The sequence below is a fragment of the Streptomyces sp. NPDC019396 genome, assembly GCF_040632375.1.
GTDB lineage: Bacteria > Actinomycetota > Actinomycetes > Streptomycetales > Streptomycetaceae > Streptomyces.
This window is the reverse complement of the sequence record NZ_JBEYBS010000010.1, coordinates 35,143-58,163: the sequence shown is the minus strand read 5'-3', so window position 1 is coordinate 58,163 and position 23,021 is coordinate 35,143. Positions and strand designations below refer to the sequence as shown.

General features: G+C 70.3%; 20 protein-coding genes and 2 pseudogenes. 14 read left to right on the top strand and 8 right to left on the bottom strand.

Translation table 11 applies throughout. The features are described 5' to 3' along the window. Window positions 1-12: 12 nt before the first annotated feature. The 4 genes from ABZ532_RS13945 to dhaK all read right to left on the bottom strand — a co-directional run bounded on the left by ABZ532_RS13945 (window position 13) and on the right by dhaK (window position 4,302). Entirely contained in the window at window positions 13-2,028 is a 2,016-nt protein-coding gene (locus ABZ532_RS13945) for an NADPH-dependent 2,4-dienoyl-CoA reductase (RefSeq protein WP_361282255.1), read from the bottom strand. Window positions 2,029-2,235: 207 nt separating this feature from the next. Further along, window positions 2,236-2,637 (bottom strand): PTS fructose transporter subunit IIA, encoded by a 402-nt coding sequence (locus ABZ532_RS13940; RefSeq protein ID WP_361282253.1) that lies wholly within the window; start codon window positions 2,635-2,637, stop codon window positions 2,236-2,238. Continuing rightward, window positions 2,634-3,224: a dihydroxyacetone kinase subunit DhaL gene (dhaL, locus tag ABZ532_RS13935; RefSeq protein ID WP_361282543.1), complete on the bottom strand. Its 591-nt coding sequence runs from the start codon at window positions 3,222-3,224 to the stop codon at window positions 2,634-2,636. The genes ABZ532_RS13940 and dhaL overlap by 4 nt, the downstream gene beginning before the upstream one ends. Window positions 3,225-3,309: 85 nt before the next feature. After that, the gene (gene dhaK / locus ABZ532_RS13930; protein ID WP_361282251.1) at window positions 3,310-4,302 is read right to left on the bottom strand and encodes a dihydroxyacetone kinase subunit DhaK; all 993 of its coding nucleotides are present in this window, start codon (window positions 4,300-4,302) and stop codon (window positions 3,310-3,312) included. 224 nt (window positions 4,303-4,526) lie between these two features. Here dhaK and ABZ532_RS13925 point away from each other — a divergent pair, with 224 nt between their 5' ends. Both ABZ532_RS13925 and ABZ532_RS13920 read left to right on the top strand, forming a co-directional pair. Continuing rightward, window positions 4,527-5,045 (top strand): DUF6328 family protein, encoded by a 519-nt coding sequence (locus ABZ532_RS13925; protein WP_361282249.1) that lies wholly within the window; start codon window positions 4,527-4,529, stop codon window positions 5,043-5,045. A 253-nt stretch (window positions 5,046-5,298) separates the two neighbouring features. Beyond that, window positions 5,299-5,655: a PRC-barrel domain-containing protein gene (locus tag ABZ532_RS13920; protein ID WP_361282541.1), complete on the top strand. Its 357-nt coding sequence runs from the start codon at window positions 5,299-5,301 to the stop codon at window positions 5,653-5,655. Between the two features lie 470 nt (window positions 5,656-6,125). On the opposite strand, the gene ABZ532_RS13915 is transcribed toward ABZ532_RS13920, so the two are convergent. Then, window positions 6,126-6,665 (bottom strand): MarR family transcriptional regulator, encoded by a 540-nt coding sequence (locus tag ABZ532_RS13915; RefSeq protein ID WP_361282247.1) that lies wholly within the window; start codon window positions 6,663-6,665, stop codon window positions 6,126-6,128. A 307-nt stretch (window positions 6,666-6,972) separates the two neighbouring features. On the opposite strand from ABZ532_RS13915, the pseudogene ABZ532_RS13910 reads away from it, so the two are divergent. The 3 genes and pseudogenes from ABZ532_RS13910 to ABZ532_RS13900 form a co-directional block, all read left to right on the top strand. Beyond that, window positions 6,973-7,146: pseudogene (locus tag ABZ532_RS13910) on the top strand (uracil phosphoribosyltransferase); the annotation flags it as partial. After that, window positions 7,143-8,066, top strand: a complete 924-nt coding sequence (locus tag ABZ532_RS13905) for an EamA family transporter (RefSeq protein ID WP_361282245.1) — start codon at window positions 7,143-7,145, stop codon at window positions 8,064-8,066. The pseudogene ABZ532_RS13910 and the gene ABZ532_RS13905, both read left to right, overlap by 4 nt. After that, the gene (locus ABZ532_RS13900; protein WP_361282243.1) at window positions 8,050-8,217 is read left to right on the top strand and encodes a hypothetical protein; all 168 of its coding nucleotides are present in this window, start codon (window positions 8,050-8,052) and stop codon (window positions 8,215-8,217) included. The genes ABZ532_RS13905 and ABZ532_RS13900 overlap by 17 nt, the downstream gene beginning before the upstream one ends. A gap of 106 nt (window positions 8,218-8,323) precedes the next feature. Here ABZ532_RS13900 and ABZ532_RS13895 read toward each other — a convergent pair whose 3' ends face one another. From ABZ532_RS13895 to ABZ532_RS13885, 3 genes are all read right to left on the bottom strand, one after another. After that, window positions 8,324-9,778, bottom strand: a complete 1,455-nt coding sequence (locus tag ABZ532_RS13895; RefSeq protein WP_361282241.1) for an MFS transporter — start codon at window positions 9,776-9,778, stop codon at window positions 8,324-8,326. A 345-nt stretch (window positions 9,779-10,123) separates the two neighbouring features. Then, complete coding sequence (locus tag ABZ532_RS13890) at window positions 10,124-11,221, bottom strand: chemotaxis protein (protein WP_361282239.1); 1,098 nt, start codon at window positions 11,219-11,221, stop codon at window positions 10,124-10,126. Between the two features lie 77 nt (window positions 11,222-11,298). Beyond that, window positions 11,299-11,790 carry a DUF1269 domain-containing protein gene (locus ABZ532_RS13885; protein WP_361282237.1) on the bottom strand — a complete coding sequence of 164 codons (492 nt, stop codon included), beginning with the start codon at window positions 11,788-11,790 and terminating at the stop codon, window positions 11,299-11,301. 222 nt (window positions 11,791-12,012) lie between these two features. Here ABZ532_RS13885 and ABZ532_RS13880 point away from each other — a divergent pair, with 222 nt between their 5' ends. The 9 genes and pseudogenes from ABZ532_RS13880 (at window position 12,013) to ABZ532_RS13840 (ending at window position 23,014) form a co-directional block, all read left to right on the top strand. After that, window positions 12,013-12,699, top strand: coding sequence for a GntR family transcriptional regulator (locus tag ABZ532_RS13880; protein WP_361282235.1), 687 nt, complete (start codon window positions 12,013-12,015; stop codon window positions 12,697-12,699). Continuing rightward, the gene (locus ABZ532_RS13875) at window positions 12,696-14,174 is read left to right on the top strand and encodes a hypothetical protein (protein ID WP_361282233.1); all 1,479 of its coding nucleotides are present in this window, start codon (window positions 12,696-12,698) and stop codon (window positions 14,172-14,174) included. Before ABZ532_RS13880 ends, ABZ532_RS13875 begins: the two co-directional genes overlap by 4 nt. Beyond that, entirely contained in the window at window positions 14,171-16,027 is a 1,857-nt protein-coding gene (locus tag ABZ532_RS13870; protein WP_361282231.1) for a GMC family oxidoreductase, read from the top strand. Before ABZ532_RS13875 ends, ABZ532_RS13870 begins: the two co-directional genes overlap by 4 nt. Window positions 16,028-16,103: 76 nt before the next feature. Continuing rightward, complete coding sequence (locus ABZ532_RS13865; protein WP_361282229.1) at window positions 16,104-16,547, top strand: universal stress protein; 444 nt, start codon at window positions 16,104-16,106, stop codon at window positions 16,545-16,547. Between the two features lie 103 nt (window positions 16,548-16,650). Continuing rightward, a complete protein-coding gene (locus tag ABZ532_RS13860; protein WP_361282227.1) occupies window positions 16,651-17,271 on the top strand; it encodes a DUF308 domain-containing protein in 621 nt (206 codons plus the stop codon). Window positions 17,272-17,319: 48 nt separating this feature from the next. After that, entirely contained in the window at window positions 17,320-17,754 is a 435-nt protein-coding gene (locus ABZ532_RS13855; protein WP_361282225.1) for a hypothetical protein, read from the top strand. Between the two features lie 209 nt (window positions 17,755-17,963). Continuing rightward, complete coding sequence (locus ABZ532_RS13850; RefSeq protein WP_361282223.1) at window positions 17,964-19,142, top strand: acyl-CoA dehydrogenase family protein; 1,179 nt, start codon at window positions 17,964-17,966, stop codon at window positions 19,140-19,142. A 597-nt stretch (window positions 19,143-19,739) separates the two neighbouring features. Then, window positions 19,740-20,240, top strand: a complete 501-nt coding sequence (locus ABZ532_RS13845) for a hydrogenase maturation protease (protein WP_361282221.1) — start codon at window positions 19,740-19,742, stop codon at window positions 20,238-20,240. A 145-nt stretch (window positions 20,241-20,385) separates the two neighbouring features. Continuing rightward, window positions 20,386-23,014: pseudogene (locus ABZ532_RS13840) on the top strand (bifunctional GNAT family N-acetyltransferase/acetate--CoA ligase family protein). The last annotated feature ends 7 nt before the right edge of the window (window positions 23,015-23,021 follow it).

Here is a 23,021-nt window from a genome sequence, read left to right as displayed (position 1 = left end):
ACCGGACAGGAGCTAGAGCGACGCGGCCAGGCGTGTCCCCTGGTCGATGGCGCGCTTGGCGTCGAGCTCGGCGGCCACATCCGCGCCACCGATGAGGTGGACCGTGCGGCCCGAGGCGCTCAGCTGCTCGTACAGGTCGCGCTTCGGCTCCTGACCGGCGCAGAGCACCACGGTGTCCACGTCGAGGACGGCCGAGGTGCCGTCCACGGTGATGTGCAGTCCGTCGTCGTCGATGCGGTCGTAGGTCGCCCCGGCGACCATGGTCACCCCGCGGTGCCTGAGCTCGGTGCGGTGGATCCAGCCCGTCGTCTTTCCGAGCCCGGCGCCGACCTTGGTGGTCTTGCGCTGCAGGAGGTGCACGGTGCGCGGCGGCTTCGGACGCTCGGGGGAGCGGAGTCCGCCCGGGGTCTCGTAGGCCGTGTCCACGCCCCACTGCCGGAAGTACGTCTCCGGGTCGAGGCTCGCGCCCTCGCCGCCGTCCGTGAGGAACTCCGCCACGTCGAAGCCGATGCCACCGGCGCCGACGACCGCCACGCGCTCACCGACCTCGGCCCCGTCGCGCAGCACATCGAGGTAGCTGACCACGCTCGGGTGGTCGACACCCTCGATCTCGGGGGTGCGGGGAGAGACCCCGGTCGCGATGACGATCTCGTCGTAGCCCGCGAGAAGCTCCGGCGTGGCGAACGTGCCCAGCCGGACCTCCACACCGTGCAGTTCGAGCTGGGTGCGGAAGTAGCGCAGCGTCTCCTCGAACTCCTCCTTGCCGGGAATCCGCTTGGCGACGTTCAGCTGCCCGCCGATCTCGTCGGCGGCGTCGAACAGCGTCACCTCGTGCCCCCGCTCGGCGGCCGACACGGCGAAGGACAGTCCCGCGGGACCGGCGCCGACGACGGCAAGGCGCTTGCGGAGCCGGGTGGGGGAGAGCACCAGCTCGGTCTCGTGGCAGGCGCGCGGGTTGACCAGGCAGGAGGTGATCTTGCCGCTGAAGGTGTGGTCCAGGCAGGCCTGGTTGCAGCCGATGCAGGTGTTGATCGTGTCGGCGCGGTCCTCGCGCGCCTTGGCGACGAAGTCCGGGTCGGCGAGGAAAGGCCGGGCCATGGAGACCATGTCGGCACGGCCCTCGGCGAGCAGCCGCTCGGCGACCTCGGGGGTGTTGATCCGGTTGCTGGTGACCAGCGGCACCGAGACCGCGCCCATGAGCTTCTGCGTCACCCAGGTGTACGCGCCGCGGGGTACGGAGGTCGCGATCGTCGGGATCCGGGCCTCGTGCCAGCCGATCCCCGTGTTGATGATCGAGGCACCGGCCGCCTCGATCTCCTTGGCGAGTGCCACCACCTCGTCGAGCGAGGAGCCGCCCGGCACCAGGTCGAGCATCGACAGCCGGTAGATGATGATGAAGTCGTCGCCGACCCGCTCACGGGTGCGCCGGACTATCTCGCGCGGGAAGCGGGTCCGGTTGGCGTAGGTGCCGCCCCAGCGGTCGTCCCGCTTGTTGGTGGCGCTCGCGATGAACTCGTTGATCAGGTAGCCCTCGGAGCCCATGATCTCGACGCCGTCGTATCCGGCGGACTTCGCCAGCTCGGCGGCCCGTACGTAGTCGTCGACGGTGCGCTCGACGTCCGCGTCGCTGAGGGCGTTCGGCACGAACGGGCTGATCGGCGCCTGGAGCGCACTCGGCGCGACGAGCTGCGGGTGGTAGGCGTACCGGCCGAAGTGCAGGATCTGCATCGCGATCCGGCCGCCCGCCGCGTGGACCGCGTCGGTGACCGTCCGGTGCTGCTCGGCCTCTTCCTCGGTGGTGAGCTTGGCGCCGCCGTCGTAGGGGCGGCCCTCGTCGTTGGGCGCGATCCCGCCCGTGACGATCAGGCCCACGCCGCCTCGGGCGCGTGCGGCGTAGAAGGCCGCCATCCGCTCGAAGCCGTTCTCCGCCTCCTCCAGGCCGATGTGCATCGATCCCATCAGGACCCGGTTGGGCAGCGTGGTGAACCCGAGGTCGAGCGGGCTGAGCAGATGCGGGTACGGGGTCATCCGGCGCCTCCTCGCGCAATGTGGTCGTCATAGTTGTAGACGGTCCGAGGAGGGTTGTGCAACTAGTTGCATAAGCTCGGGGAGTGAGCTGCGCTACGTCGGCGAAGAGGTGACGGACGCGGACGGAGCCGTACGGGGCCGGGACGCACCCGCGTCCCGGCCCCGTACGGCTCACACACAGCGCGCGCCGGCGGGCGCGCCGTGGCGTCACACCTTGCGGTAGTCGTACGCCTCCGTGGCCGCCGCCGCCACCGCGTCCAGATCCGCGCCCGCCGATGCCGTGACGAGCGCCGCCACCGCGCCCTCGGTGAACGGAGCATCCACCAGCCGTGTGCCGTCGGGCAGTTCCTCGCCCTCCGCGATCAGGGACTTCACGGTCAGCACGGCACTGCCGAGATCCGCCAGCACGGCCACCCCCGCGCCCTGGTCCACCTCCGCCGCGGCGTTCGAGATCAGCTCGGCGCTGGTGCCGAAGCGGCCGTCCACCGTGCCTCCCGCGGCGGCGATCGGCGCTGTCTCACCCCCGCCCGACAGTGCCCTGGCCATCGCGGCGACCGACAGGGCCACCTCCGCGCTGTGCGAGACCAGGACGATGCCCACCAGGCTCACGACGCCTCCCCTGAACCGTCGTCCGCCGCGGCCCGGACGAGGGCGGCGACCAGCAGGGCCGACGACGTCGCGCCCGGGTCCTGGTGCCCGATACTGCGCTCGCCCAGATAACTGGCCCTGCCCTTGCGCGCCAGCATCGGCACGGTGGCGGCGGCGCCCCGCTCCGCGGCCTCCCGGGCCGCGGCGAACGACTCGCCCAGCGCCTCCACGGCCGGCTCCAGCGCGTCCAGCATCGTCTTGTCCCCGGCCTTCGCCCCGCCGAGCTGTGCGACCGCCGCGACTCCCGCCCGCAGCGCTTCGGTGAGCCGCTCCCGCGACACCTCCGTGCCGTCGCCGAGCATCTTGCCCGCCCGCCGCAGCAGCGTCCCGTACAGCGGCCCCGAAGCTCCACCGACCGTCGAGATCAGCTGCCGCCCGGCCAGCACCAGCATGGCTCCCGGGGTGTCGGGCGCGTCGTTCTCCAGCGCGGCCTTGACGGCGGTGAACCCACGCTGCATGTTGATGCCGTGGTCCGCGTCGCCGATCGCCGAGTCGAGCTCGGTGAGCTGCGCCGCCTCACGGGCCATGGTGTCGGCCGTGACGTACATCCAGCGGCGGAAGAACCCGGTGTCGAGGGTCTCGGACACGTGCACTCCTATTCCCGGTTCCGTGGCACGTACGGGGTCCATCGGATCAGCGGCCCCACCGCAGCGCCGGAGTCTGCACCGGCGCGTCCCACAGCCTCATCAGGTCCTCGTCCATCGCGCACACCGACACCGAGCAACCGGCCATGTCGAGCGAGGTCACGTAGTTCCCGACGAGGGTACGGGCCACCGGCACGCCCCGCTCCCCGAGCACCCGGTGCACCTCGGCGTTGAACCCGTACAGCTCCAGCAGCGGCGTCGCCCCCATGCCGTTGACGAGCAACAGCACCGGAGTCGACGGCTTCAGGTCCTCCAGCACGGCGTCGACCGCGAAGTCCGCGATCTCACGGGACGTCATCATCGCCCGGCGCTCGCGCCCCGGCTCACCGTGGATACCGATGCCGAGCTCCAGCTCACCGGCCGGCAGATCGAAGGTGGGGGACCCCTTCGCGGGCGTCGTCACGGCGGTCAGCGCCACACCGAAGCTCCGCGACCGTGCGTTCACCTCGCGTGCGATCGACTCGACCCGCTCCAGCGGAGCGCCCTCCTCGGCGGCCGCCCCCGCGATCTTCTCGACGAACAGTGTCGCGCCCGTCCCGCGCCGGCCCGCCGTATAGAGGCTGTCCGTCACCGCCACGTCATCGTTGACCAGCACTTTGGCGATCTGGACACCCTCGTCCTCGGCCAGCTCGGCCGCCATGTCGAAGTTCAGGACGTCGCCCGTGTAGTTCTTGACCACGAACAGCACCCCGGCCCCGCTGTCGACCGCCGCGGCCGCACGCACCATCTGGTCGGGCACGGGTGAGGTGAACACCTCCCCAGGGCAAGCCCCGCTCAGCATTCCCGGGCCCACGAACCCCGCGTGCAACGGCTCGTGCCCGGAACCGCCCCCGGACACCAGCGCCACCTTCCCGGAGACGGGCGCGTCGCTCCGCACCACCACCCGGTTCTCCACGTCCACCCGCAGCTCGGGGTGCGCGGCGGCCATCCCCCGCAGCCCATCCGCGACGACCGTCTCCGGGACATTGATCAGCATCTTCATGCCTTCTCCTAGGGAGCTCAGCGGGTGACTCTCCGACCGGTGCTCTTCCTGCTCAGATCTGGTGCGTGAGGCGGACGGAGCCTCGTTCACCAGTATCGACCTTGCGGCAGCCGGGGTCATGTGGGCCGCGGGCATCCCGCGTGCCGGCCACGCCGATCGGGATTTTGGCAGGTTCACGGCTTGCGGGGGTACACGTCCGTGACCGTCCAGGAAGAGGAGACGACATGAGCGCAGACGAAGTATCCGGCGAAGCCGGTCGAGGCGACAGCCGCGGCGAGACGGAGGACGAGCGGGCGGACCGGCGCTGGCAGGAGCTCGTCCAGGAGATACGGGTGACACAGACAGGTGTGCAGATCCTCTTCGGGTTCCTGCTCACGGTCGTGTTCACACCCGCCTTCCAGAAGCTGGGCCAGACCGACAGGACCATCTACATCGTGACGGTCATCCTGGGGTCGCTGGCCACGGGGGCGCTCATAGGGCCGGTGGCGTTCCATCGGATCGTCTCAGGGCGGAGCATCAAGCCGATGATGGTCGTCTGGGCGTCACGGCTCACGTTCCTGGGGCTGGTGCTCCTGCTCGCCACTCTGATCTCGGCGCTCTTCCTGATCCTGCGGACCGCGACGCACGACGGCTTCGTGCCCTACCTCGTCGCCGGGGTCTTCGCCTGGTACCTCGTCTGCTGGCTGGTCCTTCCCCTCTGGGCCCGTTCCCGCTACACCTCGGACGACTCCCCGGCCGAGTGACGGCGCCCCAGCGTGGCGGCCGCCCGGTCGCTCGCCGCGCGAGCGGGAAGCCGCGCGCGGACACCTCCGCCGGCCGAAGAGGGACCGCCGAGTGCACGCGGCGCGGGGAACACGGCGTGTGTCCTTCGGGAATCCGGGGGCAGACGACCGAGGACGGCGAAGGACCAGCGGGCTCTGAAGCCCGTAGCCCGGAAAGGCGAAATCGGGGCGGAAAGCCTGCCTCGATATGCAGGGAGGATTCAGCGTGACTGAGATGTGGAGCTACAAGTCCACGGCGGGCCACCTGGCAGGGACCGACCTGACCGGTTACAAGGTCGAGGCGACCGACGGCAGCATCGGCAAGGTCGACAAGCACTCCGATGAGGTCACCGACGCGTACCTGGTGGTGGACACGGGTGCATGGATCTTCGGCAGGGAAGTGCTCCTCCCGGCAAGCACGGTGAGCCGCATCGACGTGGAGGAACGGAAGATCTACGTCGACAGGACGAAGGACCAGATCAAGGACGCCCCCGAATTCCACCGGGACAAGCACCTCGGTGACCCCGGCTATCACGAAACGCTGGGCACCTACTACGGCTTGGGCGGCCCCTTCGGCGGTCGGATCGTCTGACCGGCCGTCCGTGCCGTCCGCGTAAGCCGAGCATGACGGCACTGAAGGATCTGGGGTGTGAGGGTCTCCCTCGCACCCCATTTCTTTGTGCACAGGGAAGATCCCGGGCCCTGACCGTCTCGCTGATCGTCAGCTGGTGGTCGAGGATGCCGGAGACGAGCAGCCAACTCCCGCCTCCTGCACCGCCATGTCCCAGCAGTCCCCGGCTTCCTGGGCCCCGGCCGCCGCGGGCAATGCGGCGAGATGAGCTCTCGCCTCGCGGAGCGCCGTTCGAGGGATGATTCCACGTCCCGTCAGGAAACGGCGGGCCCGCCCCAGTCCGTGTGCTGGCGCTTCCCGGGTTGCTGCTGTCCGGTCGCCCCAGCAGTGTTGCCGGCGCTCACGTGGCGGAAATGCGGCGGCAACCGCGCACGTTGCACGTGGCCGGTTGCCGCGCCTGCCGGACGCCTCAGGCGAGGTGGATCATCTGGTCATGAAGTGCCCGTGCTTCCCGGTCGACCCGAGGACTGTGTCGAGGGGGCGGAGTCTCCGAGGGACAGCAGGAGTTTCCGGAGCAGGCCGTCGAGGCTTTTGCGTTCGTCCTCGTGGAGCCCGTTGAGCAGGCGGCGCTCGTTCTCCACGTGGCTCGAGACGACCCGGTCGACGAGTGCGAGTCCCTCGTCGGTGATGGTGATGAGCAGGCGGCGGCGGTTCTCGGGGTCGGTCTGGCGTGTCACGAGGTTGCGCTTGACCAGGCGATCCACCCGGTTGGTGAGTGCGGACGAGCCGACCATCGAGGTGGCCACGAGGTCTTTCGGGGTCAGTGTGTGCGGAGGGCCGGAGCGCCGGAGGGTGGCCAGCATGTCGAACTCCCAGGCTTCGAGGCCGTGGGTGTGCATGTGGGTGCTGATCTCTTTCGAGAGCAGCCGGTAGGCGCGGTGGATGCGGCCGACGGGCGCCATGGGCGAAACATCCAGGTCTGGGCGCGTATTGGCCCATTGGGCCAGGATCATGTCGACTACGTCGTTCATTTCAACACCAGATTCTTCAACATCGAATCGTTTTGACGCCAGGCTAGCAGCCCTTTAGCATCTCGAATAGTTCGACATCGTATGGTTCTGCATCGGAACGTTTGATCACGTATGGTTTGATGTCGAGCCAGGGGGCAGGGCGGAGACCGCCTGAATGCTCCCGGCAACACCCCCTGAACGGTGGGGAGTTGCCGCACTCGCCAGCCAGGAGGGGGTCTTCGCCGTGACGACTGTGGGCAATGTGGTTCTGCTGCCGCAGACCAATCAGCTACGGGCGATGCATACGGTCATCCGTGACAAGGACGCGTCGTCCCTCGCATCGCCCCAGGCGCTGGAGCGCGTCTGCCGTGCCGCCCCCGGCTTGAAGATCGTCACGTCGGCTGTGGAGGACGGGCTCAACGGGCGCGCCTTCATGGTTCCCGGCATCGGCGATTTCGGCGGCAGGTTCTTCGGCACGGTCTCGCCTGCGGCTGCGTCGTGAAGAACCGCGCCGGCTTCGACTCCGCTCTGACCGCCCTGGCACCCATGGTGTGGGGGAGTACGTACCTGGTGACGACTGAGCTGCTGCCGCCCGACCGGCCGCTGCTCGCTGCCGCTGTCCGCGCCCTACCGGGCGGTCTGATCCTGACCGCGGTGGGACGGACGCTTCCGCACGGCCGATGGTGGTGGCGCGCGTCGGTCCTGGGAGCCCTGAACATCGGTGGCTTCTTCTACCTGCTCTTCGTCGCCGCCTACCACCTGCCAGGTGGTGTTGCCTCGCTCGTGGGTTCCGTCCAGCCGGTCCTCGTCCTGGTGCTGTCCGCGCTGCTGCTGCACGAAGCGGTTCGCGGCTGGCATGTGGCCGCATGCCTGCTCGGAGTGGCCGGAGTCGGGCTGCTGGTCGTGGGCCCCAAGGCTGACCTGGATGCAGTGGGCGTGCTCGCCGGCGTGAGCGCGGCTGCCTGTATGGCATCCGGAATCGTCCTGACAAAGCGCTGGGGCCGCCCGCCAGGGGTCGGTCTGCTCACCTTCACCGGCTGGCAGCTCGCCGTCGGCGGCCTGTTGCTCACTCCGGTCGCCTTGCTGGGTGAAGACCTTCCGGCGCGCCTGACCTGGCAGAACGCTGCTGGTTTTGCCTACCTCGGCTTCATCGGAGCCTTCCTGGCCTATGCCGTCTGGTTCCGCGGCATCGAGCGGCTACCCGCATTGACGGTGTCACTACTGGGCTTCGCCAGTCCGCTCGCGGCGACTCTCCTCGGCTACGTCTTCCTGAACCAGGGGCTGACGGTCGTCCAAGGGGCGGGCGCGGTGACAGTAGTGGCTGCGGTCCTGCTCGTCCAGCGTCCACCGGTGCGAAAGGACCGGCGGTGCCACGACATCAACCAGGTGAAGGAGCAGACCTCTTATGACCGCGTTCCCTGATGCCGCAGACGGTGCGACCGGTGCGCTGATCAAGGATCCGCAACACGGCACCGACGGCCCGTTCAGCACACCGGACGAGTCCACCTACTACGGCGGCGACCACCGCGGTTACACCGACTATCCGGCCCTCGGCCGGGGAAGCGGCAGGTGACGCCGGTCGTCCGGCCCGGCGAGCGCCCACTGGACGTGTTCGCCGGACGGGCCCCGGGCACTCGCTGAACGCATCGCCGCTGGACCGAGCACGCGCACCGCCCGGTCTACGGCGGGGCCACGCGCGGGGCGACGGCGGTGGCTTCCTCACCGGTGAGCTCGTCGAGCGAGCGCCCTGCGGGCTCGATGCGGAAGGCCAGCGTGACGACGAAGGCGAGGGCGCTCGTCACAGCGATGCCGTACAGGAGTGCGCTCTGGCCGATGTCCGCCAGAAGCACCGGGAAGAGGAACGTCCCCAGCGCGGCGCCGGCCTTTCCGCAGCCGGCCGCGAAGCCGTGGCCCGCGGCTCGTACGTCGGCGGGGAAGACCTCCGCGGGCAGGGCGAAGGTCGTCGCGTTGGGGCCCGTGTTCATGAAGACGTTGAACATGGCGAAGCCGGTGAAGACCATCGCGAGGTGGGCCGGGGACCCCCCGTGGAGCTCGTCCGACACCGCCAGCAGGCACAGCGCGAACGTCATCATGGCGAAGCCGACGAGCTGGAGCGGGACCCGGCCCACCCGGTCGACCAGGGCGATCGCCAGCGCGAACCCGACCACGAGGAACACGTCCAGCGCGGCGGTGCCCTCGGTGGACACGATGTCGTCGGCGATGAAGGTGGCGTTCGCGCCGCCCAGTGCGAACCCGGCGAGCAGTGTGGGGGTGAAGATGCCCACGCCGTAGGTCGCGATGTCCATCAGGAACCACGGCACTGCCGTGAAGACCGTGCGTCGCAGCAGCCTCCGCGAGAACAACTGCGGCTGGACGAAGGCGCGCAGGCCCTCCGGGGGCGGGGCATGGCGCTCGCAGTCCTGCTGTGTGAGGTGGATCCGGTGTCCGGTCATCGCCTGTCCCACCGCGCAGGCCTCCTGCTCATGGCCGTTGCGGGCGAGCCAGCGGGGGCTCTCGGGCATTCTCCGCCGGAGCACGATGATGAGCAGGGCGGGAAGCACACCGAATCCGAGCATCAGCCGCCAGGAGCCGAGGTCCGGGAGCAGGAGCAGGGTCACCACACCGACCACGGACCCCAGCAGGATGCCCGCCGCCTGGAGGCTGAACGCGCCGACCAGCCAGCGTCCCCGGTTGCGGCTGGGCAGGATCTCCGCCAGGTAGCTCGCCGCGATCGGGTAGTCCAGGCCCACCGCCACCCCGAGCAGCAGCCGGAAGGCGATCAGCGACCAGATGTCCCAGGCGCAGGCGCAGGCCACCGAGAACACGACGAACAACCACAGGTCGACGCGGAAGATCCGGCTGCGCCCGAGCCGGTCGCCGAGCGGACCCAGCAGCGCGGCGCCGAGCGCGGCACCGACGATCGCGGCGGCCGAGAGCAGCCCCTGTTCGGCCGCGCCCACACCGAAGTCCCTGGCGATCAGAGGATTCGCCACGCCGATGATGAAGAAGTCGAAGCCGTCGAGCATGATGCCGAGCCCGGCCAGCAGCCAGAACCTCAGATGCAGCCGCGACATCGGTGAGTCGTCGAGCGCGGCCCCGAGCGCTCGTGTGCTCCCCGGAGATTCGTGGGTCACCAAGGGCAAGCGCACTGTGAACGACCCCCAAAGCCGTCTCTCTGGTCACCGGCACGATGCACGGGCGTACGGCCTGGGTCGGCGGCGAACGGCCCGGGGCCGAGTCAAGGCGAACGGGAGTGAGGGATCAACGCGCCGCGCGGGTGGTTCGCCGAGCCGTCATCCCACCGTCGACTCCCGGAAAGGCCGGGAGCCCTGCTTCCGGTGCGCGTCCGGTGGGCGTTCGGTCCGGGACGGCCGCGCGCCCGTGCCCTGCCCCCAGACGGGACGGGTCAGGGCAGGGCACCGGCGGACGTTCAGCGGCGTCAGTGCCGCACTACCGCGGTACCGGAGCGGTCGATGGCGTCAGTACCGCAGGGCGCTGGCTATCCCGCCCACCCCGGCGAGCGTGCCGTCGGGCACGAAGCGCACCTGCGCACCGGTCTCCAGGGACTTCTCGACGATCTCGTCCACGATGTCGTCGAGGGCGCCCCGGTCGCCGGGCTCGGCCGGCAGGAGGTGGCCACCGGAATTGCGGACGGTCTCGCGGTAGTTCTCCTCCACCGCCAGCAGCGCGACCCGGCCGGACATCACGTTCTGGTGGATCTCGTCCAGCCCGGCGGCGAAGGCACGCCGCCCACGGGCCCGGTCCAGCTCCGCGAGCACGCCTTCGACCTCCTGCCGCGCCCGGGCCTCGGCATGGGGGCGCACCGCCTGCCAGAGGGCATCCGCAGGACCGTGCTGCAGACCGCCCATCGGGACGTGGACGGCCTTGCCCTTGGACACCGTCCCCGCGTGGTCGAGCAGCGAGAGCGCGGCGGGCTCGCCCACCACGTACAGCGCCCTGGGGTCGGTCCTGAGCAGTGTGCCCATCGCGGTGTCCGAGGCTTTCAGGAACTGGCGGGTGGCCTCGTCGGTGAAGGTGCTCGGCACATCGCCGATCCGCTCGCGGCGTTCGGCGTCGAAGTTCTCGAAGACCCGGGTCATCGGGAAGGCACCCCGGTGGATCTCGGTGAGCCGGCCGGCCGTGCCGCTCCACAGCGTGACGTGGTCGGACGAGATGGCCAGCACCCAGAACGGGCGTTCCGCGGCCTGGGCCGAAACGAGATTGCGGGTCAGATACGTGTCGGAGAGCACCACGCGTTCCGGCACGGTCCGGCCGAGCATCCACACCTCGTGTTCCCCGGGGGCGGCGAAGACGACCAGGCCGTCCTCGGCGTGCACCAGGTCGATCTCCTGCATCGCGCGGTTCAACTCCTCGGTGATGGCGATGCGGGTGGCCCGGGGGACGTCGGGATCGGTCTCCAGCTGTTCCTTCGCTTCGGCCATCAGGTTGCGCAGCCGGACGGGATCCTGCTCTTTGTCCGGCTCACGGCGATGCGTGGGCATGAGCAGCGACACGGCGGGATAAGGGTGCTGCCTCCGCAGTCGGGCGAGTGTTTCGGAGCTGAGAGAAGGGTGCATCGGAGCCCTTTCTGCGCATGCGGGGGTTGGTGCGGCATCCGGACGGCGCCGAGGTGCCGTCCGGATGCGGGTCGTGCCTACGCGGAGCCGGTGAGTTGCTCGGCGAGCTCTGTCTCGGCCTCCTCGTCGAACGAGGTCTTCAGTACGGTGCCCCCGTGCGGCCGCATCGCCGCGGCGAACTCCTCCTCGCCGATACCCGAAGCCATGATCACGACCGCTGCGGAACCGGGCTCCAGGAGCGAGCGGACCTGCTCGCGGAAGGTGTCGTCGACCCCCATCGTGCGCAGCTTCCCGTAGAGTCCGCCGATCGCCGCGCCCAGTACGCCGAGGGCCGGCGTGGCGACGAGCAGTCCGATGACCATCGCCCAGAGGGCACCCGAGGTGGCCGAGAGCGCGATCCTGTCATCCCGGCGCGGCGTGTCCACGTGCGTCTCGCCCGACTCGTCCACCGAGACGACCGCGACCCCGGTGAGATCGGCGACCGTGTCGCTCGGCATCCGCTGCACCGTCCTGAGGGCCTCGTGAGCGGTCTGGGGGCTGTCGTAGCCGATGACTACCAGCTCGGACATCAGAGCCTCCTCGGTCACCGGAGCGGCACCGTACCCCTGAAACCATATGCCCGATTTCCGATGCCCGCTTCCGGATGTATGTCCCATCTAGTGGGCCCGTTCGTGAAGTCTCCCCCTGGGGGGCCGGCTCAACTGCCGGGTCATCGGGCTGGTCGCGCCCATTGACTTCGCCAACTCCTCTTGGTTCAGTGGCTCATCCACTGAACCACTGGGAGGGACCGCGTGGAGGCACTGCCCCGCGAAACCATCGTCGACGTCCTCGAGAGCCGTCTGCGTGACGACATCTTCACCGGGCGCCATCCCGCGGGCAGCTATCTGCCGCCCGAACGCCAGCTCGCCGACGGCTACGGCGTCACCCGCACCACCCTCAAGCACGCCTTCGGCCGCCTCGCCCAGGCCGGCCTCCTGGAGACCCGGCACGGTGTCGGCACCAGGGTGCGCGACTACGCGCGCTTCGGAGGGGCGGACCTGCTGCCCATGCTGGTCCGCCACAGCCCGGACTGGATCGGCGAGATCTTCGAAGTGCGGCGGGGCATCGGTGCGTTGATCGCCGCACGGGCCGCGGCCCGGGCCACCGGGGAGCACCGCGCCGAGCTGCGGACCCTGCTGGCGGCCGTGGGGGCCGCCGGGACCCCCGACGCGGTGCAGCTCGCCGATATCGACGTGCACCGGGCTCTGGCCCGCGCGACCGACAACCGCGTCTACGTCCTGCTCACCAACACCCTCTTCAACGCCTATCTCCCCGTACGGGCCGCGTTGGTCGGCCCATTCGCGGACGCCGAAGCCGCCCACGCACGGCTCGCGCCCGTGGTCGAGTGCGTGGCGGCCGGTGACGAGAGCGGCGCCAGGGCCGCGGCCGAGGCGTATCTGACGGCGACCGAGCGGATCATGCTGGAGGGACTCGCATGAGCACGAGCAGCGGCATCCTGACCGGCGGCACCCGTGGCACGGACTTCCGCGAGACGATGCTCGGCACCGTCCGGCTCGACGGCGAGGACAGGACCCGCCGGGTCCGTCTCGACCTGAGCGTGTCGGCGGACCGGGTGCTGAGCCTCTTCGGCACCACCCACGCGGCCACCAGCGGCCGGATACGCATCGCCGACTGGGCGGACGACCCGGGCACCGAGGGTGAGTTGGAGATCTCGCCGCTCGCCAGGCGCCGTATCCGCTACCGGCTTTCGTTCACCGCCGGCGGTCGCCGCCTCAGCCTCGACGGCTGGAAGTCCGTGACCCCCCTGCGGCCGGTGACCTCGATGACCGTGCTGCCGTACACGCTGTACGAGGACGGCGCCCCCATCGGCACGGGCACCCTGCGGTTCCCCGTGGCCACGGGCCTGCTGCCCTTCCTGGCGAGCTTCCGCTTCCCGCGCCGTGAGGTCCCGCGTTCCGCGCTTCCAGGTTCGGCGCTTCCGGGCCCCGGGCTTCCGCGCCCGGAGGACGCCGGCCCGCTGATGGCACCCCGCTGGCACGGCGAGCCCGGCCGTACGGAGGTCTGGTACACCACCCTGACCGACCCGGGTACCGGCACCGGTGTGTGGCTCCACCACGAACTCGTCGCTCCCGCGGACGGATCCGAACCCTACGCGCACGGCTGGGCCGCCGTGTTCCCCAAGGACGAGCCGGTGCGGCACGCCCGGTTCGGGCCCGCCAAGTGGACCGGCGGCGAGACCGGCTTCGCCGCCGAAGGGATCTCGGCCGAGCCCGGGCGGCTCACCGGAGCGGCCGGCGCCCTGCACTGGGAACTCGCCGAACAGCCCACCGACACGCCGCTGTTCACCTTCCCTCGCTGGTCCTGGCAGCGCCCGCTGCTCCCGGCGGCCCAGATCCTCCCCGCCGCGCGCGCCACGTACCGCGGCACCTTCTCGTACGGGGACACCACCCTCACGCTCGACTCGGCACCCGGGGCCTCCGCCCGGATCTACGGCCACGGCAACGCCCGCCGCTGGTCCTGGCTCCACGCGGACCTCGGCGGGGGAGACGTGCTGGAAATCGTCGCCGCGGTCTCCATGCGGCCCGGACTGCGACGCCTGCCGCCCCTGGTCTTTCTCAGGCTGCGCAAGGACGGACGCACCTGGCCGCGACGGGCGGAGCGCTCGGCCGTCGGCTGGGCCGGGATAGGGCGCTTCCACGCGGCCATCGGGCTCCCCACCTGGACGGTGACCGGTCGGGCGGGGCTGCGGCGTATCCGCGTCGAGGTCACCCAGCCCGACGAGCGCACCCTGGCGCTCGACTACACCGACCCCGACGGGGCACAGGCCGTCTGCCGCAACAGCGAAAGCGCCGACGCGCACGTGCTCCTGGAGCGCCGGCGGTGGGGCGGTTGGAGCACTGAGGCGCGATGGACGCTGACGGGCACGGCGCACGCGGAGGTGGGGACCCGATGAGCCACGCCGGTACGGGGAGCCTCGGGGGTTTCGTGGCAGCGCTGATCGCCGACGACGGCAGCGACACATGGCCCGCGCGGGTACCCGGGAGGCTGGACTCGGTCCTGAAGACGATGCCGCTGCCCGCCCGCGCCGGGATACGGGCCGCCGCCCGCACCATCGACGCCTACGCCGTCGCCCGCACCGGACGCGGGCTCGCCCGTCTCAGCGGAGAAGAGCGGGACGCCGTGCTCGCGGGACTCGGCGCCCGGCCGCGGCTCGCCCCGTTGCTCGACGTGCTCAAGGTGCCGGTGCTGCTCGCCGCCGGTACCGAGCGGATGCTCGAGAACGGCGGCCTGCGGTCACCGCTGCTGCCCCGTAAGGACCCCCCGCTCGACTGCACACCGTCCGCCCGGTGGCCCGCGCGGTCCACCGCGGACGCCGTCGTGATCGGCTCCGGAGCGGGCGGCGCGATGGCGGCACGCACCCTGGCCCGCGCGGGCCTTGACGTGGTCGTCCTGGAAGAGGGCCACCACCACTCCACCGAGTCGTTCGGCCGGCGGGCCCCGCTCGACCGTTTCGCCGAGCTCTACCGGGACGGCGGCGCCACCGTCGCCATCGGCCGCCAGCCGCTGCTGCTGCCCGTGGGCCGGGCGGTGGGCGGCACCACCGTCGTCAACTCGGGCACCTGCTACCGGACACCGGACCATGTCCTCACCCGGTGGACCCGGGAATTCGGCTGGGCGCTCGCCGAGCGTCTCGGGCCCTGCCTCGACGAGGCCGAACGTACCCTGCGCGTAGCCACCCAGCCCCTCGACGTACTCGGCAACAACGGCCGGCTCGCCCTCGCGGGCGCAGAACGGCTCGGCTGGCAGGCGGCACCGCTGCGTCGCAACGCCCCCGGCTGCCAGGGCTCCTGCCAGTGTGTGGTCGGCTGCCCGAGCGGCGCCAAGCAGAGTGTGCAGCTGTCGGTGCTGCCGGAAGCCTGCGCGGCCGGGGCGCATATCGTCACCGGTGCCGAGGTGCGGCGGATCCTGGTCGACCGCGACCGCCCCGGAGGCCCGCGCGCCGCGGGCGTACGGATACGAGGCGAGGACGGCGGCGTCTTCGAGATCCTCACCCCGCTGGTCGTGGTCGCCGCGGGCGCCCTCCAGTCACCGCCGCTGCTGCGCCGCTCAGGGCTCGGCGGCCACCCGCGCCTGGGCCGCAACCTCAGTGTCCACCCGGCCACGAGCGTCGCCGGACGCTTCGCCGAGCCCGTCACCGCCTGGGAAGGTGTGCTCCAGAGCGTCGGAGTGGAGGAGCACCATCACGCAGGCGTACTCATCGAGGCCACCGCGACCCCGCCCGGCATGGGTTCGTTCGTCCTGCCGGGGCTCGGCAGCGAGCTGAGGCGCGAACTCGATGCGGCCGACCGGCTGGCCACACTCGGAGCCATGATCGCCGACCGCCCCTCCGGACGCGTGATCGGGCGTGACCGGACCCTGCTCCGCTACGACCTCGACCACCGTGACGCCGGACGGCTGATCCACGCCGTCCGGGCCATGGGGGAGCTGCTCCTCGCCGCGGGAGCGGACGAGGTCCTCACGGGGATCCCGGTGGCACCCCGCGTACGCACCCTGGCGGAGCTGGACGAGGTGCTCGCCCGGGTCGGCCCGGGGCAACTGCATCTGTCCGCCTACCACCCCACCGGCACGGTGGCCGCGGGCGCCGACCCGGAGCGTTTCCCGGCCGACGGGGCAGGGCGTCTGCGCGGCGTACACGGTGTGCTGATCGCGGACGCGTCCGTGCTGCCGGGCTGCCCCGAGGTCAACCCCCAGCTCAGCATCATGGCGGCGGCGCTCGCGGTCAGCCAGGCACGCCTGGAGCGCTGACCGGCCGCCCTCGCCTGGCGGACCCGGCCCGCGTCGCGCAGCGTGGATGACGGGGACCGCGAGAAAGGTGAGCAGGATGAGCACGCACGAACCGGCCCTGCGTGTCGTGGTGGGCGTCGATGGTTCACCCTCGTCGTACGCCGCGCTGCGCTGGGCCGTACGGCACGCCGCGCTGATCGGAGCCACGGTGGAGGCGGTCGGGGCGTACGAGGTACCGGGTGCCCACGGCTGGTCCGCACCCGCCGTGGACGCCGACCTCGATCAGGAGAACGCCAGCACCGCGCTCGCCGACGAGCTCCGCAAGGTCCTGGGCGACACCGGGGGCACCCGGGTGGACCACCACCTGACCCGGGGCAACCCCGTCGAAGTGCTGCTCGCCGCGTCGGACGGAGCCGAGCTGCTGGTGGTCGGCAGCCGGGGTCGCGGCGGCTTCGCCCGGATGCTGCTGGGTTCCGTGAGTCAGCAGGTGGCGCAGCACGCCAAGTGCCCGGTCGTCATCGTCCGCGCGGACACGGCATAGCCGGGCGGCCTGACGGCGGTCCCGGCCCGGGAATCACTCCTGGCGGGTGAGTCCCCGGCCGGCCGGCTGCCGGACACTGGCGGCAGGAGGAGGGAGGCGTGCCATGACCACATCCTCCGGTTTCCACGACGGGCACGGCCCGAAGGATCCCCTCGACGTCCTCGGCGAGGTGGGTGGCTCATGGGGCTGGGCACTCGGCCTGGCCCTGGCGACCCTGATCCCAGGGATCCTCGTGCTCGTCTGGCCCAACGAGACCCTGCACGTCCTCGCGGTCATCATCGGCCTCCAGCTGCTGATCGCCGGAGGCTTCCGCTTCGTCACCGCGCTCTCGCGGAACGGCGGCCACGAAGGCGGCAGGCTGTCCGGCGTGCTCATCGCGGTGGTGGCGGTGCTCGCCGGGGTCCTGGTGCTGCGCAACCCGCTCCAGACCGTCGCCGCACTGTCTCTGATCGTCGGTGCGGTATGGCTGCTGTCGGGCCTGCTGACGGCCTTCGTCGCCGTCACGGACCGCGGCAGACGTCACCGCGGCGTCACCTTCGCCACCGGAGTGCTGGGCGTGATCGCCGGAATCGTCGTCCTGGCCTTCCCCCTGGACTCCGCGGTCGCACTGGCCAGGCTGCTCGGCCTGTGGCTCGTACTGCTGGGCATCGTCGAGCTGGCGGGCGCGTTCGCGCTCCGCTCGGCGATACGGAGCGGCTCGCAGCAGTCGGTACGGGGGAGCTGACCGTCAGCATCTTCCGGGAGTTGCACCCTCAAGAGAATCGAGGAACACATGACTTCCACGACCCCGTCCCGGTCCGGGACATCCGGAGAGGTGGCCGAAGGCCTCGTCCTCTTCACCGCCGTGATGCTGGTGATCGCGGGCATCCTCGACATCTGCCGCGGCATCATGGCGATCGCCAAGGACGACATCTTCGTCGTCACCCCCGGCTATGTCTTCAAGTTCGACCTGGCCGGCTGGGGCTGGATCCACCTGATCCTCGGGGTGATCGCCCTCGCGGCCGGCATCGGCCTGTTCAAGGCCCAGGCCTGGGCCCGGGTGCTCGGCATCGTCGTCGCGACGCTGCTGATCATCACGAACTTCCTGTCCCTGCCGTACACCCCGGTATGGGCGATCCTGGCCATCGCCTTCTGCGTGTTCGTGATCTGGGGCCTGTGTGTGGCCGGACGGGACTCCTTCGTCGACGGAGCGCCACGGACACCGTGAGGAGTGCCGTGCCGGCCGTGGCACGGTCGAAGACATGCTGCTCCCCGCCCGCGGGGAGCAGCTGTCACCCCCCACCCTTCCTCTCCACCCCGCTCGCCGCGCGCCCCTTCCGTATTACTGCAACACGTTCTACCGTGTCCGCACCGCACGCACCACGACGCAAGCCGGCGCGGACCCGTCACCGGGGCCGCGAGACGCCTGGAGGGGCCGTGCATCTCGCCTACACGCCCGAGCAGCAGCAGTTGCGCGCCGAGTTGCGTGCGTACTTCGACGGGCTCGTACCCGACCACGTCTACGCCCGCTACGCCGACCCCGCCGCACAGAAGCGGTTCTACCGCGAGACGATCCGCAGACTCGGGTCCGACGGGTGGCTGGGTGTCGGGTGGCCGAAGGAGTACGGGGGGCGCGGGCTGAGCCCGATGGAGCAGTTCATCTTCTTCGACGAGGCGGCCCAGGCAGGTGTCCCGCTGCCGCTGATGGCGCTGAACACCGTCGGGCCGACGATCATGCAGTTCGGCACCGACGAGCAGAAGACGCACTTCCTGCCGCGGATCCTCTCCGGTGAGATCGACTTCGCCATCGGCTACAGCGAACCCGACGCGGGGACCGACCTGGCCGCGCTCAAGACCCGTGCCGTCCGGGAGGGCGACACCTATGTGGTCAACGGCCAGAAGATCTGGACGACCAACGGGGACACCGCCGACTGGGTGTGGCTCGCCGTGCGCACCGATCCCGACGCGCCGCCGCACAAGGGCATCACGATGCTGCTGGTGCCGACCTCGGATCCCGGCTACTCCTGCACCGTCATCAACACCCTCGCCTCGCACGACACCACCGCCAGCTACTACGAGGACATCCGCGTGCCCCTGTCGCGCCGCGTCGGCGAGGAGAACAAGGGCTGGCGGCTGATCACCAATCAGCTCAACCACGAGCGCGTCACCCTGGCCGCCCACGGCACCATGGCCATCCGCGCGCTCCACGACGTGCAGCGCTGGGCTGCGGAGACCAAGCTCGCCGACGGTCGCAGGGTCATCGACCTCGGCTGGGTCCGTGGCCGCCTGGCCCGCACACACACCCGGCTGGACGCCATGAAGCTGCTCAACTGGCAGATGGTGGGCGCCGTCCAGGACGGCAGCCTCACCCCGCAGGACGCCTCCGCCGTCAAGGTGTACGGCTCCGAGGCGCGCCGCGACGCCTACGCCTGGCTGATGGAGGTCGTCGGAGCCGCCGGACCGCTCAAGGAGGGCTCGGCCGGAGCCGTGCTGCACGGGGAGCTCGAACGCGGCTACCGTTCGGCCGTCATCTTCACCTTCGGCGGGGGCAACAACGAGATCCAGCGCGAGATCATCTCCTGGATCGGCCTCGGGATGCCGCGCGTGCGCCGCTGACGTCTCGCGACCACAGATCTTGGTTGTCACATACCAGAGCTGGTGGCACCAGGCGGACCCGGGATCAGGTCGAGGGGCGCTGGGCTACGCCACGGCACCGGAGGCGGCTGGGCGGTCGGAGGGGGTGGTGTCACCGCTGCTGACAGGCGCACAGGTTACCGAGAGCCGCCGCACGGCTGCGCACCGATGGCGGGAGCGGATGATCAGCCCGAGCGGGCTACTCGGAGTCGCCAGGCGCTTCGGCGTCGTGCGGGGCGTCCGGTGCGTGATCGGCGTTGGTCGCCGGCTGTGCGGCGTACGCCTCGATGCGATCGGGCAGTTCGAGTTTGGCGCCCTTGCGGTTGGCCGGGTGCGAAGCTGATTGATCGACGCGACGGTGTCGTTGCTGTGCGACGGGATTCCGTACCGGAACTGATCCAGCCCGGCGCAGAGCTCGGTCCAATCGGCGTTTGGTAGCCGGGGCACGGACTCGGAAGTGGACGACACACCTGCTCGCGCCACCGCCCTTCCGCTCGGAACGGAGACTCCTCCGGTAAGTCTTCAGACCTGCACGCAAAGCGTCACACCCGTCCGGCCCCGGAGGCAGAGGAGTTCCCTGTGCAGTCCGAAATGCGCACCGTGGTTGTCGGTGTCGGGAATGAATTCCGGCACGATGACGGAGTCGGCTGGGCAGTGGTGAATACGCTCCGTAACCGCGCTTCCCGCGGGCGGCTCGCCTCCGGAACGGAGCTGAGAATCTGCGACGGAGATCCGGTTCGACTCATCGAATGCTGGGACAACGCAGTTCTCACCGTTGCCATTGATGCGGCACGGGCTCATCCGGCACATCCAGGTCGTGTGCACCGCATGGAACTGAGTGCCCGGTGGCTGGCCCCTGTCGCGACCGCAAGCTCGCACGGATTCGGCCTCGGCGAGGCGTGGAGCCTTGCCCGGATGCTCGGGCGACTGCCCCAGCGGCTCGTGCTGTACGCCGTTGAGGTGGCTGACTCGTCCGTGGGTAGAGGACTTTCTCCCGAGGTCGCCGGGGTAGTCGATGCCGTCGCCGACAGCGTGATCTCAGAGATCACGCGCCAACGCGGAGGCCCGACGCCCGGCTGAGCCGGTGTGCGCCCGTACACGAGGACTCGGCCGCTCCGGCAGAGGGGGCCGTCCGGCCCTGCTGCGTTGCACCGGGCAGCCCTGCGGTCGGGTGCGGGCGTAGCCGACGCTGGGAGAGTCACCGAAGGTGAGAGGTCTGTCTGCCATGACCGAGGCAATGAGGGCACCTCAGCAGGCGAGTCGCCCCACCGCCCAGCACGAGGCGCACGCGCTCCTCATGGATGGCACAACGGTGCGCATCCGGCCGGTCCTGCCAAGTGATCACGATCGGGTGTCGGCTCTGTACGAGGAGATGTCCCCGGAGAACCTGAGGTTGCGATTCTTCACCGTGAACCGACGCTCGGCAGAGCGGTCGGCAGACCGGCTGTGTGCCTCGGCTGTACCGGGCCGCCGAGCGCTGCTCGCCGAATCTGGCGAGACGCTCGTCGGCCTCGCCGAATACGAGCGGTTCGACGGCACGACGGCGGATGTCGGTCTGGCCGTCGCGGATCGCTGGCACCACCGCGGCGTGGGGACTCTCCTGCTGGAGCACCTCGTCTCTCTCGCCAGAGCCGACGGCATCACCGAATTCAGCGCCGACGCGCTCTGGGAGAACCATGAGGTGCTGAGGGTGTTCGCGGATCTCGGGCTCTCCGTGACGAGGCGCTTCGCCGGGCCCGAGGTGCGTTGCTCCGTCCGGCTCGCAGAGGACGAGGCCTATCTGTCGGCGGTCGACGCGCGGGGACGGACCGCAGATGTGGAGAGCCTGCGGCTACTGCTGCAGCCCGGTTCCATCGCGGTCATTGGTCCGGGCCGGCGACCGGGCTCGGTGGGGCGGGCGATTCTGCGAAAACTCCGCGGAGGCGGATTCAGGGGCCGACTCTATGCCGTGCATCCAAGGGCCTCCACAGTCCTGGGCGTGTCCACCTACCCGAACGTGCAGAGCCTTCCCCAGGTGCCTGATCTTGCGGTCATCGCGGTGCGGGCGTCCATGGTTCCCCTCGTGGCAGAGGAGTGCGGCAAGCGGGGTATTCGTGGCCTGCTGGTCGTTTCCTCGGGGCTTGACGACCTTCAGGCCAATGCCCTGCGGTCCACGTGCCGCTGGTACGGAATGCGTCTCGTCGGCCCCGACTGCCTGGGAATCGCCAACACGGAGGAAGCCGTGCACGTCGACGCCACGTTTGGCCCTGAGCCGCCTCGCGCCGGCACGGCCGGTGTCGCGGTGCAGTCCGGGGGCGTTGGCATCGCACTGCTCAGCGGACTGTCCCGGCTGGGTATCGGCGTCTCCTCCTTCGTTTCGCTCGGTGACACGTACGACGTCGGCGGCAACGACATGCTGCAGTGGTGGGAATGTGACCAGCGCACCGACATGGCGTTGCTGCACCTGGAGTCCTTCGGGAATCCGCGGGCGTTCTCCCGCACCGCCCGGCGCGTGACCCGCCGGATACCCGTCCTCACAGTCGATTCAGGTCGGTCGAATGCGGGACGACGGGCTGCCGCGTCCCATACGGCCGCTGCTGCCACGCCAACGGTCACCCGTCGTGCACTGTTCGCCCAGGCCGGCGTCACCGCCACCCGCAGTATCGCGGAACTTCTCGAGACCGCTGCTCTCATACATGCGCAGCCGCTGCCGGCCGGACGTCGGGTTGCCGTCGTGAGCAACGCGGGCGGGACGGGTGTGCTCGCGGCCGATGCCTGTGTGGAAGCCGGCCTCGACATCCCGCTCCTGAGCGACGAACTCTCTTCGAGCCTCCTTTGCGTTCTGCCTGGGGGAGCAAGTGCCACCAACCCTGTCGACACCACCGCCGCCGTGTCCGAGGACCAGTTGCGCGAGTGCCTCGGCACGCTTACGGATTGCGCCGAGATCAACGCAATGGTCGTGTCGCTCGTGCCGACGGCGGTGGCGAAGGCGACCGGAGACGACCTCGTGCGGGCTGTCACCACGTTGCCGCAAGGATGTGGCTGTCCGGTCATAGCCGTGCTGCCCGACCAAGTGCCGTCCGTTCAGCTTCTCGCCGGCGCTACCGGCTCGATTCCCGCCTACGCCGACCCCCAGGCCGCGTTCCGCGCCCTGGGACACGCCGCTGAGCGTTCCGCGTGGCTTGGCCGGCGGCCGGGGACGGTTCCGCTGCTCGACCACGTCGATACCGACCGGGCCAGGGCGCTGGTGGGCGCCTATCTGGCCGAGCACCCGCAGGGTGGTTGGGTCGGTCCCCGAGAGTGCGTGGAGCTTTTGACCTGTTACGGAATAGCGCAACTACCGTCGGTGTGGGCGGAGTCCGAAGACCGAGGCCGGGGCCGTCCGCCTCGGGCTGCGCGACGAAGCCGAGGTACGAGCGGCATATCGCGCTTTCGTAGCGTGCTTCGGGGCGCGTCTGACCGGAGTCCTCGTCCAACCACTCGCAGAACGCGGTGTCGAACTCCTCGCCGGTGTCGTCCAGGACGAGGTCTTCGGGCCTTTGGTCCTGTTCGGTCTCGGCGGAACCGCAACCGAGGTGCTCGGCGACCACGTAGCCCTACTCGCTCCCCTCACCGACCGGGACGCACACGACCTGGTCTCCACGCCCCGTTGCGCCCCCCTGCTCCATGGGTACCGTGGTGGCGAACCGGTCGACGTCGCCGGGCTCGAACAAACGCTGCTACGACTCTCGTACATGGCCTGCGCCTTGCCTCAACTCGCCGAGGCGGATTTCAATCCCGTGGTAGCTCGGGCTGATGGCTGTGACGTGGCCGACGCACGCATCCGGCTCACGCCCCAGCGTTCCTGCGACCCGTATCTGCGGCGTCTGCGGTAAGGAGGCA